This is a genomic window from Planotetraspora kaengkrachanensis, from assembly GCF_016862895.1.
Classification (GTDB): domain Bacteria; phylum Actinomycetota; class Actinomycetes; order Streptosporangiales; family Streptosporangiaceae; genus Planotetraspora; species Planotetraspora kaengkrachanensis.
The window spans coordinates 63,855-79,564 of record NZ_BONV01000001.1; the positions used below are offsets into that span (position 1 = coordinate 63,855).

Below are 15,710 nucleotides of genomic sequence, written 5' to 3' on the forward strand. Positions count from 1 at the left end.
ATGTCGATCGTGAAGCGTGTCGTGGGCCGGATCGCCCACCGGGGGTGGGCCTACCTGCGCGAGGCCGCCGCGCTCAGCCCCGGCTCCACGGGCGGTTACCGGTTCCGCCACCTCGGCGATGGGGCGTGCGTCTCCTTCCCGCTCGGCGCGATCTTCGGCGAGGCGTGGATCGAGATCGGCGACCACACGCTGATCGGGGAACGGGTCTCGATCTCGGCGGGGATGGGTCCCGGCGTGGACCTCGGGCCCGACTCGATCGTGCGGATCGGCCGCGCCTGCTCCATCGGCAGGGGCAGCCACATCGTCGGGCATCAGTCGATCGACATCGGCGACGACGTGTTCACCGGCCCGTACGTGTACATCACCGACCAGAACCACGTCTACGACGACCCGGAGACGCCCATCGGGCGGCAGTGGCCGCGCAACAATCCCGTCTCGATCGGTGCGGGCTCGTGGCTGGGCACCGGGGCGATCATCCTCCCGGGCACGCGCATCGGCCGGCAGTCGGTCGTCGCGGCCGGGGCGGTCGTCCGCGGCGAGTTCCCCGACCACTCGGTCATCGCGGGCGTCCCCGCCAAGATCGTCCGGCGGCACTCCCCCGAGCGGGGATGGCACAGCCCCCTCCTGCCGGTCCCCCCGGCCGAGCCGGTCGCCCTCCCCGATCCCCGTACGGCTCCCGAGCTGCCAGGCGTGCCCGCCACCGGCACCGGCCCCGCCTGACCCGCTCACCCGGAGCCGCGACCCCGCCGACTCGGGCGCTCCGGCGGATCAGGAGGCGGTCGGTTCATCGAAAACGAACCGGCATGATCGGACATGTCGGGGCTTCCCTTTTTCTGGGGATTGGAGCCTCTGATCGGGGACACAGGGCCAGAATCGTCCGTTGATGTCTGCGCGAGATCGTCTCGCACAGCGAGGAGGTGCTGATTGTTCGCGGCGCTGACCGGGCTCGGCCTGTCGACCGCGGCGGGGCTCAACGCCTACATCCCGCTGATGGTCGTCGGCCTGCTCGCCAACTTCACCGACGCCGTACGGCTGCCGCAGGGCTACGAATGGCTGTCCAACGGCTGGGTGCTGACGATCATCGGGGTGCTGCTGGTCGCCGAGTTCGTGCTCGACAAGGTGCCCGTGGTCGACCACGTGAACGACATCGTGCAGACGGCCGTACGGCCCGCCTCGGGCGGCGTGGTGTTCAGCGCCACCGCGGCCGCGGCCGAGCTCGACAACTCCACCTGGATGGCCGAGCATCCGGCGGTCGGCTGGATCCTCGGGATCGTGGTCGCCCTGGCCGTTCACCTCGTCAAATCGAGCGCCAGGCCGGTCGTCAACGCGACCACGGCCGGCTTCGGCGCCCCCGTCGTCAGCACGGTGGAGGACGCGAGTTCGCTGGGCATGAGCCTCATCGCGATCTTCCTGCCGCTGCTGGTCGTCGTGGCCGTGGCGCTGCTCGCGCTGGGCGGGTGGCTGCTCCTGCGCCGGGTGCGGCGCTATCGGGAGTCCCGCAGAGCTCGCACCGTGCCGCCCCCGGGAGGTGTCACCGGCTGAACTCCGCCGACATGACGTCGACGAGCGCCGCGGCCTCCTCCCTGGTGACCGCGCCCCTCAGGAGAGCGGCGGTCCGCTGCGCCTGCCGCGTCGTGGGAAGCGCCCCGGCCAGCAGGAACGGCAGGAACAGGCTCCTGCCGAGCAATTCGGGAGCCGAGACGCCGTGCGGGCGGCGCACCACGGAGACGTTCACCCGGATCGCGTGCTCGTTCCCCGGAGGGACGCCCGGCCGGTCGGTCTCGATCGCCGCGTAACGGAAGCCGTTGGCCAGGTCGCACCCCGGGCAGCCCGCCAGGCCCCTGCCCAGCCGGTCGCCGCAGTCACCGCAGGTCAGCCTGTCGAGCGCGGCGTCGAACACCCGCCAGTCATGCCGGTCGGGCTCCTCGGCGACCATCTGGGCGACCGCTCGCTCGTCCCCGGCGGCCCCCGCGCCTTCCGCGCCGGGCGCCCGGCCTCCCGTGCCCCGGGTCTCGGGCTCCCCCGCTCCGGCGCCCCGAGCGCCCGCCGTCGGGGTCGGCGGCGGGGTCGGCGGCGGGGTCGGCGTCGCGGTCGGGGTCGGGGTCGGCGTCGCGGTCGGCAGCGGCGGTGTCGGTGTGCCGAGCATCGGCGTGAGGAACTCCCGCCAGGCGTCCTCGACGATGTCGTCGACGAGCGCGGCACAGCGCCGGCAGCCGGGTGCTCCGCCGTACTCCCAGCCGCCGCAGGCCGTGCACCGCCGCAGCGGCTCGCCCACCGCCGGTCTCACGCGTCACCCCCGGTCGCCCGCGGTGCGTCGTGCGGTGCCGCTTCCGGTCCTCCCGGTGCCGCCCGGGGCGGTCGCCGCAACGGGCGCCTCCTCCTGCACAGGCCCGCGTGAGGCGCCGGCGGCCAGGATCGGCGCCACGTCGGGCGCCGGGACTGCCGCCGGGTCGGGTCCGGCGCCGAGGACGGCGGTCAGCAATCCGGGGAAACGCCCGTCCAGGTCGTCACTGCGCAGGCTGACGTAACGCCGGCGGCCGTGGGGGACGTTGCGGACCACCCCGGCCTCGCGCAACGTCTTGAGGTGATGGGAGAGCGTGGACTTGGGAATCTCCGCGCCGACCGGCTGGCAGGCCGCCACCTCGATCGGCCCCTCGACGAGGGACCGCACGATCGCCAGCCGTGACGGATCGCTCAGGGCGAAAAGCACGTCGGTCAGGGTCAGGTCCGCCGCGTCCGGATGCGCGAGCTCCCGTGAGCTTCCACTCATGGTTCGAGAATAGTTGAACCGTCGCCCGCCGGAGCGTAGTCTCCAACAGTTCGAAAATTTTGGAACTTTAAGGAGCACGCGCATGATTGGCGCTCCACCGTCAACCGGCCGCGCCGGGTGGCGGATTCCCCGGCGGGCCGGATTCTGGCTGGTCGGCGGAACCCTGCTGGCCTTCATGGCGGCCTCGAGCACGCCCTCCCCTCTCTACGTCGTCTACCAGCAGCGATGGCACTTCTCCGCCGCCGTACTCACCGCCGTGTTCGCCGTTTACGTCCTGGCCCTGCTGATCGCGTTGCTGACCGTCGGAGGGATCTCCGACCATGTCGGCCGGCGGCCCGTCCTGGCCACCGCTCTCCTGGCCGAGGCGGCCGCCATGGTCGTGTTCATGGCCGCGGACGGCGTCGGGCTGCTGTTGCTTGCGCGGATCCTGCAGGGCCTCGCGACGGGGGCCGCGGCCGGTGCCATCAGCGCCGCGGTGGTGGACCTCCAGCCGGGGCCGCGCCAGGGCGCGCTGACGAACAGCGTGGCGCCCACCGTGGGCCTGGCCGTGGGAGCGCTGGGGGCCGGACTGCTGCTGCAGTACGCTCCCGCCCCGACCACCTTGCCGTTCGCCCTGCTCGCTGTGGTCTTCGTGATCCTGGCGGCCGCTGTGGCGTTCCTGCCGGAGACGGTCTCGCGGCGCCCCGGAGCCCTGTCGTCGCTACGCCCGCGCGCGTCCGTACCGCCCCAGGCCCGGCGGGCGTTTCTCACCGCCGTCCCCTGCCTCGTGGCGACGTGGGCGATGGGCGGCCTCTACCTGTCCCTCGGCGGATCGGTGACGGCGAGCGTTCTGCACGTCTCCAATCACCTGGTGGGCGGCCTCGTGGTCACCACCCTGACAGGGGCCGGCGCCGTCGCCTCAGTGGTGGTCCGCGACATGGATCCGCGGCGCGTGATGACCGCCGGATCGGCCTCGCTGGCGATCGGCACGGCGCTGACCATGACCGCGATCGCCCTGGAGTCGGCGCCGCTGTTCTTCGTCGGCACCGCGGTCGCGGGCAGCGGCTTCGGCGCCGCCTTCCTCGGCGCGTTCCGCTCGCTCGCGCAACTCGCCGAACCCGCGGAGCGGGCGGAACTGTTCGCCTCCATCTATGTGGTGAGCTACCTGGCGTTCAGCGTGCCCGCCGTCCTGGCCGGACTGGCCGTCCCCTCCGCCGGCCTACACGACACGGCAACCGCCTACGGCGCCCTGGTCCTGGTTCTGGCGCTGCTCGCCGTGGTCGCCGGAGCGGTCGCGCGGCGTCCCCGCCAGGACGCCGCCGACGGCCCGGCGAAGGCCCAGCACGCCCCGGCGGAGACTGGGCGCACGCCTGAGGCCGTCCGGGACCCGGAGGCGGTCCGCACGCCCTGACCTGCTCACGGACCCTGCTCACGACCCGCCGGGCGGCCCCGAGCCGTCGGTGGGGCTGTCTCCTCCGGTCTCGCCGGAGGAGACGGCCGGGCAGGCGGAACGGGACGGGCGATGCCCGCCTGGGACGGCCCGTCACGCGGGGCGCGTCAGGCGGGGCGCGGGGTCACTTGACGCCGGCCTCGCGCATGTCGCGGACCTCGCGCTTCAGCTCCTTGATCTCGTCGCGGAGCCGGGCCGCCACCTCGAACTGGAGGTCGGTGGCGGCCGCGTGCATCTGCTCGGTGAGCGACTCCACCAGCGACTCCAACTGAGCCCGGGGCATCTCTCCCGCGATGGCCTTCGCGTGCTGGCCGGCCCCACGCGAGGCCAGGCCGGGAACCGGGGCCTTGCCGCGCGACTGCTGCCTGCCGCCGCCTCCGAGCAGCTGGGCGGTGTCCTCGTCCTCCCGGGCCAGGCTGTCGAGGATGTCAGCGATCTTCTTGCGGAGCGGCTGGGGGTCGATGCCGTTCGCCTCGTTGTAGGCGATCTGCTTGGCCCGGCGCCTGTTGGTCTCGTCGATAGCCCGTTCCATGCTCGGCGTGATCTTGTCCGCGTACATGTGCACCTGGCCGGAGACGTTTCGCGCGGCACGGCCGATGGTCTGGATCAGCGACGTCTCCGACCGCAGGAAGCCCTCCTTGTCGGCGTCGAGGATCGCGACCAGCGACACCTCGGGCAGGTCGAGACCCTCACGGAGAAGGTTGATGCCGACCAGCACGTCGAACTCGCCCATCCGCAGCTCGCGCAGCAGCTCGATTCGGCGCAGGGTGTCGACCTCGCTGTGCAGGTAACGGACGCGGATGCCGTTCTCGAGGAGGTAGTCGGTGAGATCCTCCGACATCTTCTTGGTCAGCGTCGTGACGAGGACCCGCTCGTCACGCTCCGCCCGGGCCCTGATCTCCTCCATGAGGTCGTCGATCTGGCCCTTGGTCGGCTTGACCACGACCTCCGGGTCGACCAGGCCGGTCGGGCGGATGACCTGCTCGACGACGTCGCCCTTGCTCCGCCCCAGCTCGTACGGCCCGGGCGTGGCCGACAGGTAGACGGTCTGGCCGATGCGCTCCAGGAACTCCTCCCACTTCAGCGGGCGGTTGTCCATGGCGGACGGCAGGCGGAAGCCGTGCTCGACCAGGGTGCGCTTGCGCGAGGCGTCGCCCTCGTACATCGCGCCGATCTGCGGGACGGTCTGGTGCGACTCGTCGAGCACCAGCAGGAAGTCCTCGGGGAAGAAATCGAGCAGCGTGTGCGGCGCGGTGCCCGCCTCGCGGCCGTCGATGTGCCGCGAGTAGTTCTCGATGCCCGCGCACGTGCCGATCTGCCGCATCATCTCGATGTCGTAGGTCGTCCGCATGCGCAGCCGCTGCGCCTCGAGCAGCTTGCCCTGCCGTTCGAGCTCGGCGAGCCGCTCCACCAGCTCGGCCTCGATGCCCCCGATGGCCCGCTCCATGCGCTCGGGCCCCGCGACGTAGTGGGTCGCCGGGAAGATGTGCAGCTCGGTGTCCTCGCTGACGATCTCTCCGGTCAGGGGATGCAGGGTCGACAGCTTCTCGATCTCGTCGCCGAACATCTCGATCCGTACGGCCAGCTCCTGGTAGACCGGGATGACCTCGATCGTGTCGCCGCGCACGCGGAAGGTGCCGCGGGTGAAGGCCACGTCGTTGCGCGCGTACTGCATGTCCACGAGCCTGCGCAGCAGCCGGTCGCGCTCGATCTCCTGGCCCACCTTCAGGCCGACCATGCGGTCGACGTACTCCTGCGGGGTGCCCAGGCCGTAGATGCAGGACACGGATGCGACCACGACGACGTCGCGGCGGGACACGAGCGACCAGGTGGCCGAGTGGCGCAGCCGCTCGACCTCCTCGTTGATCGAGGAGTCCTTCTCGATGTAGGTGTCGCTCTGCGGGACGTAGGCCTCGGGCTGGTAGTAGTCGTAGTAGGACACGAAATACTCCACCGCGTTGTTGGGGAGCATCTCGCGCAACTCGTTGGCGAACTGGGCGGCCAGGGTCTTGTTCGGCTGCATGACCAGGGTCGGCCGCTGGACCCGCTCGATCAGCCAGGCCACCGACGCCGTCTTGCCGGTGCCCGTGGCGCCCAGCAGGACGGTGTCCTTGTCTCCGCCGTTGACCCGGCGCTCCATCTGGGCGATCGCGGTGGGCTGGTCTCCCGAGGGGGTCATGCCGGTGACGACTTCGAAGGGCGCCACGCTCCGCTGCAGGTCCGTGACAGGTCTCATCGGCCGATCTCCACTCCTCGCTTGCCGTGGGGCGAATCCTTCAACGGCGGCGACTCCGCTCGCCGCGCCGGGCCCACACCTTCATAACCTACGCGCGGGCACCGACATTTCCCGGCGCGGATCCCGGCAGGGCCCGCTCAGGCCATGAGCAGCAACGCGATCACCGCGGCGGCGACGCCGACGACCGCGAGGCCCACGCCGGTGAGGATGAACTTGGCGACGGGGACGCGCACCTCCCAGCGGCGGCACCACTCGAACCACAACAGTGTCGCCAAGGATCCCCACGGCGTCGCCACCGCTCCCACGTTGACGCCGATCAGCAGCGACAACAACGGCACGTGGTTGGCCTCCGGGATGACCTGCTCCCCCGCGACGTAGGCGGGGAGGTTGTTCACCACGTTGGACAACCCCGCGCCGGCGGCGGCCGCGCGGAAGTCGCCGTCACCCGCGCCGTCCGGCCCGATGATCACGCTCATCACGGATTCGAGGCCGAACCTGCCGAGCGTGGGCACGACGAGGAACAACCCGGTTACGAACACGAGCAGCCGCCAGGGAACGAGGCTCCAGCCGAGCCTTTTTCTGTCCCGCCGGGCGAAGGCGACGACGACGGCGACCGCGGCGACCGGCGCGGCCGCCTCGATCGGCGCTCCGGCCAGGATCGCGCCGACGAACACTACACATGCCGCGGCGGCGACGGAGAACAGCGTGCGGTCGGCGATCACCGGAGCCGGGGGCGGAACGTAGCGGTCGGCCCCGCGTTCCCCTCGCCGCCAGTAGAAGATCCACAGGAACGCCATCGTGACCGACACGGCCGCCAGGGCCGGCGCCCACATGCGGGCGGCGAACTCCCGCGTGCTGAGCGCCACCCGGCTCATCGCGAGGAGGTTGGTGAGGTTGGAGACCGGCAACAGCAGGCTCGCGGTGTTGGAGAGCCAGACTGTCGTCATCGCGAGCGGCATCGGCGCGATCTCGGCTCGTGGCGCGAGTGCCAGCATGACCGGGGTGAGCAGCACGGCCGTAGTGTCAAGATTGAGAAATATCGTCACCAAAGATGCGAAAGCCGTACAAAGGATGAAAAGAGCGGCATAGTTGCCGCGGCCGACGATGGCGAGCCGGGTGGCGACGACGTCGAAGACCTGGGCCTCCTTCGTCAGCTCCGCGAGCACGACGACCGCGCACAGGAAGAGCAGCAGCGGCGCGATCCTGTCGACGCTCTCCCTGGCCGCCGCGGCCGGAAGCAGGCCTGTGACCACGAACGACACACCCAGCGCGAGCAGCCCCACGCTGATCCAGTCGAGTACGCCCAGCCGCCGTGACCTCACCGGCGCCATCTTCCCCAGGGGCGGGCGATGACACTGTGGCCCGCGTCACCCGACCGCTATCTGGCCCGCAGACCGGCCCACACCTCGGCGACGCGGCCGTCGAGGTCGTCCAGAGTGCCCTCGTTGCCGATCACGATGTCCGCGATCTTCAGACGGTCTTCGCGTGCGGCCTGAGCGGCGAGCCGCGCCCGCGCCTCGGATTCGTTCATGTCACGGAACTTGCGCAGCCGCTCGAGACGGATCTCGTCGGAGGCGTCCACGACGATCACCACGTCGTAGAGTCCCGCGAGATTGTTCTCGGCCAGCAACGGGACGTCGTAGACCACGATCGCGTCGGCGGGCGCCGTCTGCTGGAGCTCCTGCATCCGGGCTCCCACCTTGGGGTGGACGATCCCGTTGAGGATCTTCAACTTCGCCGCGTCCCCGAAGACGATCGAACCGAGCCTCTCCCGGTCGAGCGTGCCGTCCGGGCGCAGGATGTCCTCGCCGAAGGCCTCGACGATCTCGGTGAGGCCGGGGGTTCCCGGCTCGACCACCTCACGTGCGATCTTGTCGGCGTCGATGACCACCGCGCCCACGGCCGCGAGCCTCTTGGAGACCTCGCTCTTGCCCGAACCTATGCCGCCCGTCAGGCCAACCTTCAGCACGCCCGAAGCCTACCGACAGGGATCTCAGACGTCGCGCCGGAGGTGCACCAGCGTCAGGTGGTCCTGGACGCGTTCCCTGTGCGTCTCGCGGTAGCCGAGACGGCGATACAGCTGCAGGTTCCCGCCCGACAGATGACCGGTGAACAGGTCGAAGGCGGTGGCCTCCGGCACGGCGTCGTGAAGCGCGGACAGCAGGCCGCCCCCGATTCCCTCACCCTGGCGGTCGGGGACGACGACGAGGCGCCCCACGAGGCAGGTGGTGCCGTTGAGCCGGGCCCGGACGGACCCGACGATCCGCCCGCTCGCCGTCGCCTTCAGCACGACCCCGGTCCCGATGAACTCGCGGACCTGCTCGGCGGACTCGACCAGAGGCCCGATGAACGGGTCTCCGTACAGCTGGGCCTCGGTCACGTAGGCGGCCCGCTGGACGGTGAGGATCTCCCCCGCGTCTTCGGGGAGGGCGCGCGTGATGTCCACCACGCCGCACACCCTATCGGCGTGGCGGGGACCCGGCCGCGCCGTCGCCCCGCCGGCGACCAGGACGCCCGGGCAGCGCCGGGCATGAGGGCCGGGCATGAGGGCCGGGCATGAGGGCCGGGCTGGCCGGCGTCAGGCGTGAGCGCCGGGCAGAAGCCCGTGAAATGAGGCCGGACACGAGGAAGGCCCCGCCGAAGCGGGGCCTTGCCTGCGTTCACTTCACTTCAGGTGCGGTCAGCTCTGGCCGCCGGCCAGCTTCTCGCGAAGGGCGGCGAGCGCCTCGTCGGACGCGAGCGCGCCACCAGTGGACGGAGCCTGGGTGGCGGTCTCACCGGTGTAGGACGACGGAGCGGCCTCGCTGGCCTCCGCCTCCTCGGCGCGAGCCTTCTCGACCTGCGTCTTGTGCGCCTCGAAGCGGGCCTGAGCCTCGGCGTACTGCCGCTCCCACTCCTCGCGCTGCTTGTCGAAGCCCTCGAGCCACTCGCCGGTCTCGGCGTCGAAGCCCTCGGGGTAGATGTAGTTGCCCTGGTCGTCGTAGGTCGCCGCCATGCCGTACAGCGTGGGGTCGAACTCGACGTCGGCGCCGATCGCGCCCTCGTTCGCCTGCTTCAGCGACAGGGAGATGCGGCGGCGGTCCAGGTCGATGTCGATGATCTTGACGAAGATCTCGTCGCCGACCTGCACGACCTGCTCGGGGATCTCCACGTGACGCTCGGCCAGCTCGGAGATGTGCACCAGACCCTCGATGCCCTCCTCGACCCGGACTAACGCGCCGAACGGCACCAGCTTGGTGACCCGGCCGGGAACGACCTGGCCGATCTGGTGGGTGCGGGCGAACTGCTGCCAGGGGTCCTCCTGCGTCGCCTTGAGCGACAGCGAGACCCGCTCGCGCTCCATGTCGACGTCGAGGACCTCGACCGTGACCTCCTGGCCGACTTCGACGACCTCGGAGGGGTGGTCGATGTGCTTCCAGGACAGCTCGGAGACGTGGACCAGACCGTCGACTCCGCCGAGGTCCACGAAGGCGCCGAAGTTGACGATCGAGGACACGACGCCCTTGCGGACCTGACCCTTCTGCAGGGTGTTGAGGAACGTCTGGCGCACCTCGGACTGGGTCTGCTCGAGCCAGGCGCGGCGGGACAGGACCACGTTGTTGCGGTTCTTGTCCAGCTCGATGATCTTCGCCTCGAGCTCACGGCCGACGTACGGCTGCAGGTCGCGGACGCGGCGCATCTCGACCAGGGAGGCCGGCAGGAAGCCGCGGAGGCCGATGTCGAGGATGAGACCACCCTTGACGACCTCGATGACCGTGCCGGTGACGATGCCGTCCTCGTCCTTGATCTTCTCGATCGTGCCCCAGGCCCGCTCGTACTGAGCGCGCTTCTTGGACAGGATCAGACGGCCTTCCTTGTCCTCCTTCTGGAGGACCAGGGCCTCGACGTGCTCCCCGACTTCGACGACCTCAGCGGGGTCGACGTCGTGCTTGATGGAGAGCTCTCGAGAGGGGATGACACCCTCGGTCTTGTAGCCGATGTCGAGCAAGACCTCGTCTCGATCGACCTTGACGACGGTGCCTTCAACGATGTCTCCGTCGTTGAAGTACTTGATGGTCTCGTCGATCGCGGCGAGGAAGGCCTCCTCGGAACCGATGTCGTTGACCGCTACCTGCGGGGTGTTCGAGGTGGCCTCAGTGCTGCTCGTCATGTGTGGAGTTGCTCCGAACCGGACAGATGTCGTTGTGACGGAAGCGCGGCGGGCCTGTTTTCGGTCATCGGAGGCACCTGGCGAAGCATCGGATGATCGAGCGCGAGCCGCTCCGTACGAGACGCGCGCGAGCCCACAACGCAGCGATCAGCATATGAGACGTGGCGGGCTGGGTCAATCCGATACAAGCCTGAACACGCTAGTACGCGATGACGCTTTTAGCCCTGCTTGGAGTGATTTTACCTCGGAGTTTCTTCGGGACCGAGATGTGGGCCGGATCACCGTCCGACGTGTACCGCTCCCCGGGCCGCTTGTTCAGCCAGTCGAGCCAGTACTGGGTGCAGTAGACAGGGCAGCCGGTCTTCTTCTCGTTCGACTGGACCCTCGGAATCGCGGTGCGATCGAACCCTTTCGCGTAGGGCGAAACCGACGGCCGGGCAGACGCTAGGAAAACTCCATCAAAATGATATTTTGTCCCGTCCCAGGCCCCCTCGCGGGCCGCGGTCCGCTTCTTCGGAGCCGAGCCGTACGGCAGGGCGAACGTCGTCGACGACGGGACGCCGATCCCCTTGAGCAGCCGCTCCTGCTTGACGATCTGCTCCGACACCTTCTTGGTCTTCAGCCGGTGCAGGTCGGGGTGGGTGTAGGTGTGGTTGGCGACCTCGAACCCGTGCCCGACGAGCCAGCCGACCGCCCGCTTCTCCTCGGCCTTGTCCCTGATCCCGAACGGGTTCCTGTTGACCCAGAAGGTGGCGACGGGCCGGAACCCGGGATGCTTCTTGGCGACCTCGTAGATGATCTCGACCGCCGTATTCTTCTTGGGATTCCCGTGGGCGTCGAGGGCGAAGTGACTGGGGCTCCCGTCGTCGAACGTGAGCACGACGGGATGCATCCCGGCCGGGACGTTGAACTTGCCGGAAACGAACTCGGCGGCCGTGATCGGCGCGTACTTCTCCCTGACCAGCCGCTCCAGCTCGGCCCGCAGCTGCTTGGGGGTCCGGTCGATGGACGCCCGCCGCTTGGTCATCAGCCGGTGGTACATGATCACCGGGATCAGGCCCGCCTCGTTGGCCTTCACCTTCCGGGCGGACTCGACGGCCGACGGCTGTGCGGCCGCACGGCTCGCGGACGGCGCCGGGACGGGAGTGATCCTGGTCCTTCCCTCCGGCGCGCCCTGGTCGGACGAGGGCAGGAGCGCCACGACGACCAGTCCGACGGCGACCACGGCCGCGTTGGCGAGGGCACCTGCCCGGGCAAGACTCCGCACAGTCATTTGACCTTAGTGCCGCCCTCCGCCCGAGATTGCCTGTGTTGCAATTTTTGTGTGGATTGGAGCCTGCGAGCGTGCGGCCGGCACGGTCACGTCACGTACGCGCCCGATGACCCGGCGCTGCGCGGCCGCCTCCGCGCTGACACCGCCATGGGCGAGGCCTGGCGGTGCCTCCGGTGCGGCGACTTCGTCGTCGGCGAGGTCCACGGCTCCGGGCCTGCCGGAGCCGCGCCGATCGTACTGCGCGGCAGGGCCCTGCGTGACGCGACGATCCTCCGGCTGATCGCCGTGTTCCGGTGGGTGAAAGGCGTGCTCGTCCTCGCCGCGGCGTACGGGGTGTGGCGGTTCCGGGCCGACCACGACGCCGTCAACCGGGCCTTCAAGGAGAATCTGCCGCTGCTCCAGCCACTCGCCGACCGACTGGGGTGGCATCTCGACCAGTCCGGCGTGGTCCACACGGTCAGGACCGTCCTGGCGGCCACGACGACGACGCTGACCTGGATCATGCTCGCCCTGATCGCTCTCGGCACGTTGTGGATGATCGAGGGTCTCGGCCTGTGGCTGCTGAAGCGCTGGGGCGAGTACTTCTCCGTGATCGCGACGTCGTCGTTCATCCCCGTGGAGGTTCACGAACTGGTCGAGAAGATCACTCCGACCCGGGTGATCATTCTGTTGATCAACATCGCCGTCGTCCTCTACATCGCGTTGAGCAAGCGATTGTTCGGACTGCGCGGTGGACGGGCCGCGCACGAGGAGGAGCGGCGTGAGGCGAGCATCCTCGAGGTCGAGGCCGCAACCGTCGCGCGGGACACCGGCGGCGGCTCCCCCGGCACGCGGCCCGCCGCGCGCCGGACGGACGACGGCCCGCCGAACGGGGACGGCCGGGCACACGCCCGGCCGCGGAACCCGGCCGGCGACCCGCAGTCGAACAGCTCCGGCGAGAAGCGCGCGAACAGGTCCGGCGAGCGGCGCTCGGACGACTCCGGCGAGCGGCGTGCGGACCGGTCAGGCGACCGGCACTCGAACGGGGACGGCGGCCCGCACTCGAACGGCGGCCCGCCTGCCCGCGGCCCGGGACGTCCGCCGCCCGAGCGGCCGGCTCAGTGACCGGCGTCCTCCCAGGTCGAGCCGACGCCGACGGAGACGCTGAGCGGCACCCGGAGGGAGTAGGCGGCGGACATCTGCTCCCGCACCATGGCGGTGAGCTCGTCGAGCTCTCCCGGAGCCACCTCGAACACCAGCTCGTCGTGGACCTGCAGGAGCATCCGCGAGCGCATGCCCGCGATCGCCCGCTGCACGTTGAGCATCGCGACCTTGATGATGTCGGCGGCTGAACCCTGGATGGGCGCGTTGAGCGCCATCCGCTCGGCCATCTCCCGGCGCTGCCTGTTGTCGCTGGTCAGGTCGGGCAGGTAGCGGCGGCGGCCGAGGATCGTCTCGGTGTACCCGTCCGTGCGCGCCTGGGCGACGATCGCCTCGAGATAGTCGCGGACGCCGCCGAACTCCTCGAAGTACTCGTCCTTGAGCGCCCGCGCCTCGGAGACGGGGATGTTGAGCTGCCCCGACAACCCGAAGTCGGACAGACCGTACGCCAGGCCGTAGTTCATCGCCTTGATCCGCGCCCGCAGCTCGCCGTCCACCTGCTCGGGCGGGATGTCGAAGACCCGGGCGGCGGTCGCCTGGTGGAAGTCGTGCCCCGACTCGAAGGCGGCGATCAGTGAGGCGTCCTCCGACAGGTGCGCCATGATCCGCAGCTCGATCTGGCTGTAGTCGGCCGTCAGCAGCGTCTCGTAGCCCTCCCCCACGACGAAGCCCTTGCGGATGCGCCGCCCCTCGGCCGTGCGGATGGGGATGTTCTGCAGGTTGGGCTTCTCGCTGGACAGGCGTCCCGTCGCGGCGACGATCTGGTTGAACGTGGTGTGGATCCGGCCGTCGTCGGAGATCTCCTTGATCAGGCCCTCGACGGTGGTCCGGAGCTTGGTCTGGTCGCGGTGCCTCAGCAGGATCGTCGGCAGCTCGTGCTCGGTCTGCGCGGCGAGCCAGGCCAGCGCGTCGGCGTCGGTCGTGTAGCCGGTCTTGATCCGCTTGGTCTTGGGCAGGCCGAGCCGTACGAAGAGGATCTCCTGGAGCTGCTTGGGCGAGCCGAGGTTGAACTGCTCCCCCACCGCGTCGTGGGCGGCCTCGACGGCCTGCTTCACCGCGGCGCCGAACTCGGCCTCCAGCGCGGCGAAGTACTGCCGGTCGGCGGCGATGCCGGCCCGCTCCACCTCGGCGAGGACGCGGACGAGCGGCAGCTCGACCTCGGTGACCAGGCGCGTGCCGCCCCGCTTGGACAGGTGGTCCTCCAGCGACTCGGCCAGGTCGCGGACGGCCCTGGCGCGCAGCGCCAGATCCTTGGCCGCCCCCGCGTCGGCGTCGTCGAACAGGGAGCCCTGGCCGTCGGGCGCGGACTCGGCCCGCAACTCCCGGTGCAGGTAGCGCAGGACGAGGTCGTCGAGCGGGAACGAGCGCTGCCCCGGCATCGCGAGGTAGGCGGCGAGGGCGGTGTCGCAGGTGAGCCCCCGCAGGTCGAACCCGAGCTCCCACAGGGCGAGCAGCGGGCCCTTCGCGTCGTGCACGGCCTTCGGCTTCGACTCGTCGGCCAGCCAGGCGCCGAGCGCCGCCTCGTCCTCGGGGGTCAGCCTCGTGGGGTCGACGTAGGCCGCGCTCGTCTCGGCGGCGATCGCGACACCGTTCAGGCGCCCGGTGCCGCTGCCGTACACACCGTCGAAGGCGAGGCCGGCCCTGCCCTCGGCGAGCGCGCCGAGCCATCCGGCGACCTGGCCGGGGTCGAGCACCGTGACCTCGAGCTCGAAGCCCTCCTCCACCTCGGGCTCGGACGAGCCGAGGGTCTTGAAGAGCCGCTCGCGCAGCTCCCCGCGGATCTGCAGCGAGTCGAGCAGCTTGTTGATCTCCTCGCGGTCCCACTGGCCCATGCGGAGGTCGCCCGCCTCGACGCCGATCTCCACGTCGCGCCTGAGCTCGGTCAGCATCCGGTTGTGTATGACCTGGCCGAGGTGCTCGCGGAGCTTGTCGCCGACCTTGCCCTTGACCTCGTCGGCCCGCCTGACCAGCTCGTCCAGCGAGCCGTACTCCGAGATCCACTTGGTGGCGGTCTTCTCGCCCACGCTGGGGATGCTCGGCAGGTTGTCGCTCGGGTCGCCGCGCAGCGCGGCGAAGTCGGGATACTGCGCCGGCGTCAGGCCGTACTTCTCCATGACGGCGTCGGGCGTGAACCGGGTCATGTCGCTGATGCCGCGGCGCGTCATCAGCACCGTGACGTCGCCGTTGACGAGCTGGAGCGCGTCACGGTCGCCCGTGACGATCAGGACCTCCATCCCCTGGCCGGCCGCCTGCGTGGCGAGGGTGGCGATCAGGTCGTCGGCCTCGAACCCGGCCTGCCACAGCCGGGGGATCCGCAGCGTGTCGAGGAGCTCGAAGATCAGCTGAACCTGGCCGCGGAAGTCCTCCGGGGTCTCGCTCCTGTTCGCCTTGTAGCCCTCGAACGCCTCGTGCCGGAAGGTGGGCTCACTGCGGTCGAAGCAGACGACGAGGTGACTCGGCTGCTCGTCGCGGAGGATGTTGGCCAGCATCGAGGTGAAGCCGTAGACCGCCTCCGTGTGCTGCCCGTCGGTCGTCATCAAATTGGCGTCCTTGAGGGCGTAGAACGCACGGTACGCAAGAGAATGGCCGTCCAGCAGCAGCAGGCGGGGACGGCTGGGGGTCGCTTCACTCTTCGGCACACCCGCAGCCTAGTCTCCGTCTACGACACGAATCCCGGGCTCTTCCCACAGGAGGGATCCCTTTGACCTTGAC

At 70.1% G+C, this 15,710-nt stretch carries 13 protein-coding genes; 4 read left to right on the plus strand and 9 right to left on the minus strand.

Annotated elements, in window-relative coordinates; translation table 11 throughout:
• On the plus strand, nt 1–720 hold the full coding sequence (locus tag Pka01_RS00300; protein ID WP_203880472.1) for an acyltransferase: 720 nt from the start codon (nt 1–3) through the stop codon (nt 718–720).
• Nucleotides 721–924: 204 nt separating this feature from the next.
• Complete coding sequence (locus Pka01_RS00305) at nt 925–1,542, plus strand: DUF4126 domain-containing protein (RefSeq protein ID WP_203880473.1); 618 nt, start codon at nt 925–927, stop codon at nt 1,540–1,542.
• On the opposite strand, the gene Pka01_RS00310 is transcribed toward Pka01_RS00305, so the two are convergent.
• Together Pka01_RS00310 and Pka01_RS00315 are read right to left on the minus strand one after the other, a co-directional pair.
• Complete coding sequence (locus tag Pka01_RS00310) at nt 1,532–2,287, minus strand: hypothetical protein (protein WP_203880474.1); 756 nt, start codon at nt 2,285–2,287, stop codon at nt 1,532–1,534. The two genes, Pka01_RS00305 and Pka01_RS00310, sit on opposite strands and share 11 nt — an antisense overlap.
• Nucleotides 2,288–2,290: 3 nt before the next feature.
• Complete coding sequence (locus Pka01_RS00315; protein WP_203880475.1) at nt 2,291–2,770, minus strand: ArsR/SmtB family transcription factor; 480 nt, start codon at nt 2,768–2,770, stop codon at nt 2,291–2,293.
• An 82-nt stretch (nt 2,771–2,852) separates the two neighbouring features.
• Here Pka01_RS00315 and Pka01_RS00320 point away from each other — a divergent pair, with 82 nt between their 5' ends.
• A complete protein-coding gene (locus Pka01_RS00320; RefSeq protein WP_203880476.1) occupies nt 2,853–4,160 on the plus strand; it encodes an MFS transporter in 1,308 nt (435 codons plus the stop codon).
• Between the two features lie 163 nt (nt 4,161–4,323).
• On the opposite strand, the gene uvrB is transcribed toward Pka01_RS00320, so the two are convergent.
• From uvrB to Pka01_RS00350, 6 genes are all read right to left on the minus strand, one after another.
• Entirely contained in the window at nt 4,324–6,435 is a 2,112-nt protein-coding gene (gene uvrB, locus Pka01_RS00325) for an excinuclease ABC subunit UvrB (RefSeq protein ID WP_203880477.1), read from the minus strand.
• 137 nt (nt 6,436–6,572) lie between these two features.
• Complete coding sequence (locus tag Pka01_RS00330) at nt 6,573–7,757, minus strand: ArsB/NhaD family transporter (protein ID WP_239114597.1); 1,185 nt, start codon at nt 7,755–7,757, stop codon at nt 6,573–6,575.
• A gap of 56 nt (nt 7,758–7,813) precedes the next feature.
• On the minus strand, nt 7,814–8,404 hold the full coding sequence (gene coaE, locus Pka01_RS00335; RefSeq protein WP_203880479.1) for a dephospho-CoA kinase: 591 nt from the start codon (nt 8,402–8,404) through the stop codon (nt 7,814–7,816).
• Between the two features lie 24 nt (nt 8,405–8,428).
• The gene (locus tag Pka01_RS00340) at nt 8,429–8,884 is read right to left on the minus strand and encodes a GNAT family N-acetyltransferase (protein WP_239114598.1); all 456 of its coding nucleotides are present in this window, start codon (nt 8,882–8,884) and stop codon (nt 8,429–8,431) included.
• A gap of 231 nt (nt 8,885–9,115) precedes the next feature.
• The gene (gene rpsA / locus Pka01_RS00345) at nt 9,116–10,585 is read right to left on the minus strand and encodes a 30S ribosomal protein S1 (RefSeq protein ID WP_203880481.1); all 1,470 of its coding nucleotides are present in this window, start codon (nt 10,583–10,585) and stop codon (nt 9,116–9,118) included.
• A 199-nt stretch (nt 10,586–10,784) separates the two neighbouring features.
• Nucleotides 10,785–11,858 (minus strand): polysaccharide deacetylase family protein, encoded by a 1,074-nt coding sequence (locus tag Pka01_RS00350; protein ID WP_203880482.1) that lies wholly within the window; start codon nt 11,856–11,858, stop codon nt 10,785–10,787.
• A 51-nt stretch (nt 11,859–11,909) separates the two neighbouring features.
• On the opposite strand from Pka01_RS00350, the gene Pka01_RS00355 reads away from it, so the two are divergent.
• The gene (locus Pka01_RS00355) at nt 11,910–12,962 is read left to right on the plus strand and encodes a DUF2127 domain-containing protein (protein WP_203880483.1); all 1,053 of its coding nucleotides are present in this window, start codon (nt 11,910–11,912) and stop codon (nt 12,960–12,962) included.
• Here the strand turns inward: Pka01_RS00355 and polA are convergent.
• Complete coding sequence (gene polA, locus Pka01_RS00360) at nt 12,956–15,637, minus strand: DNA polymerase I (RefSeq protein WP_203880484.1); 2,682 nt, start codon at nt 15,635–15,637, stop codon at nt 12,956–12,958. The genes Pka01_RS00355 and polA overlap by 7 nt on opposite strands.
• Nucleotides 15,638–15,710: the final 73 nt, after the last annotated feature.

Excerpts from the sequence above, each read along its gene's own strand:
- Pka01_RS00300 (WP_203880472.1), top strand. The coding sequence starts at position 1 with ATGTCGATCGTGAAGCGTGTCGTGGGCCGGATCGCCCACCGGGGGTGG.
- Pka01_RS00315 (WP_203880475.1), bottom strand. The coding sequence starts at position 2,770 with ATGAGTGGAAGCTCACGGGAGCTCGCGCATCCGGACGCGGCGGACCTG.
- Pka01_RS00320 (WP_203880476.1), top strand. The coding sequence starts at position 2,853 with ATGATTGGCGCTCCACCGTCAACCGGCCGCGCCGGGTGGCGGATTCCC.
- uvrB (WP_203880477.1), bottom strand. The coding sequence starts at position 6,435 with ATGAGACCTGTCACGGACCTGCAGCGGAGCGTGGCGCCCTTCGAAGTC.
- rpsA (WP_203880481.1), bottom strand. The coding sequence starts at position 10,585 with ATGACGAGCAGCACTGAGGCCACCTCGAACACCCCGCAGGTAGCGGTC.
- Pka01_RS00350 (WP_203880482.1), bottom strand. The coding sequence starts at position 11,858 with ATGACTGTGCGGAGTCTTGCCCGGGCAGGTGCCCTCGCCAACGCGGCC.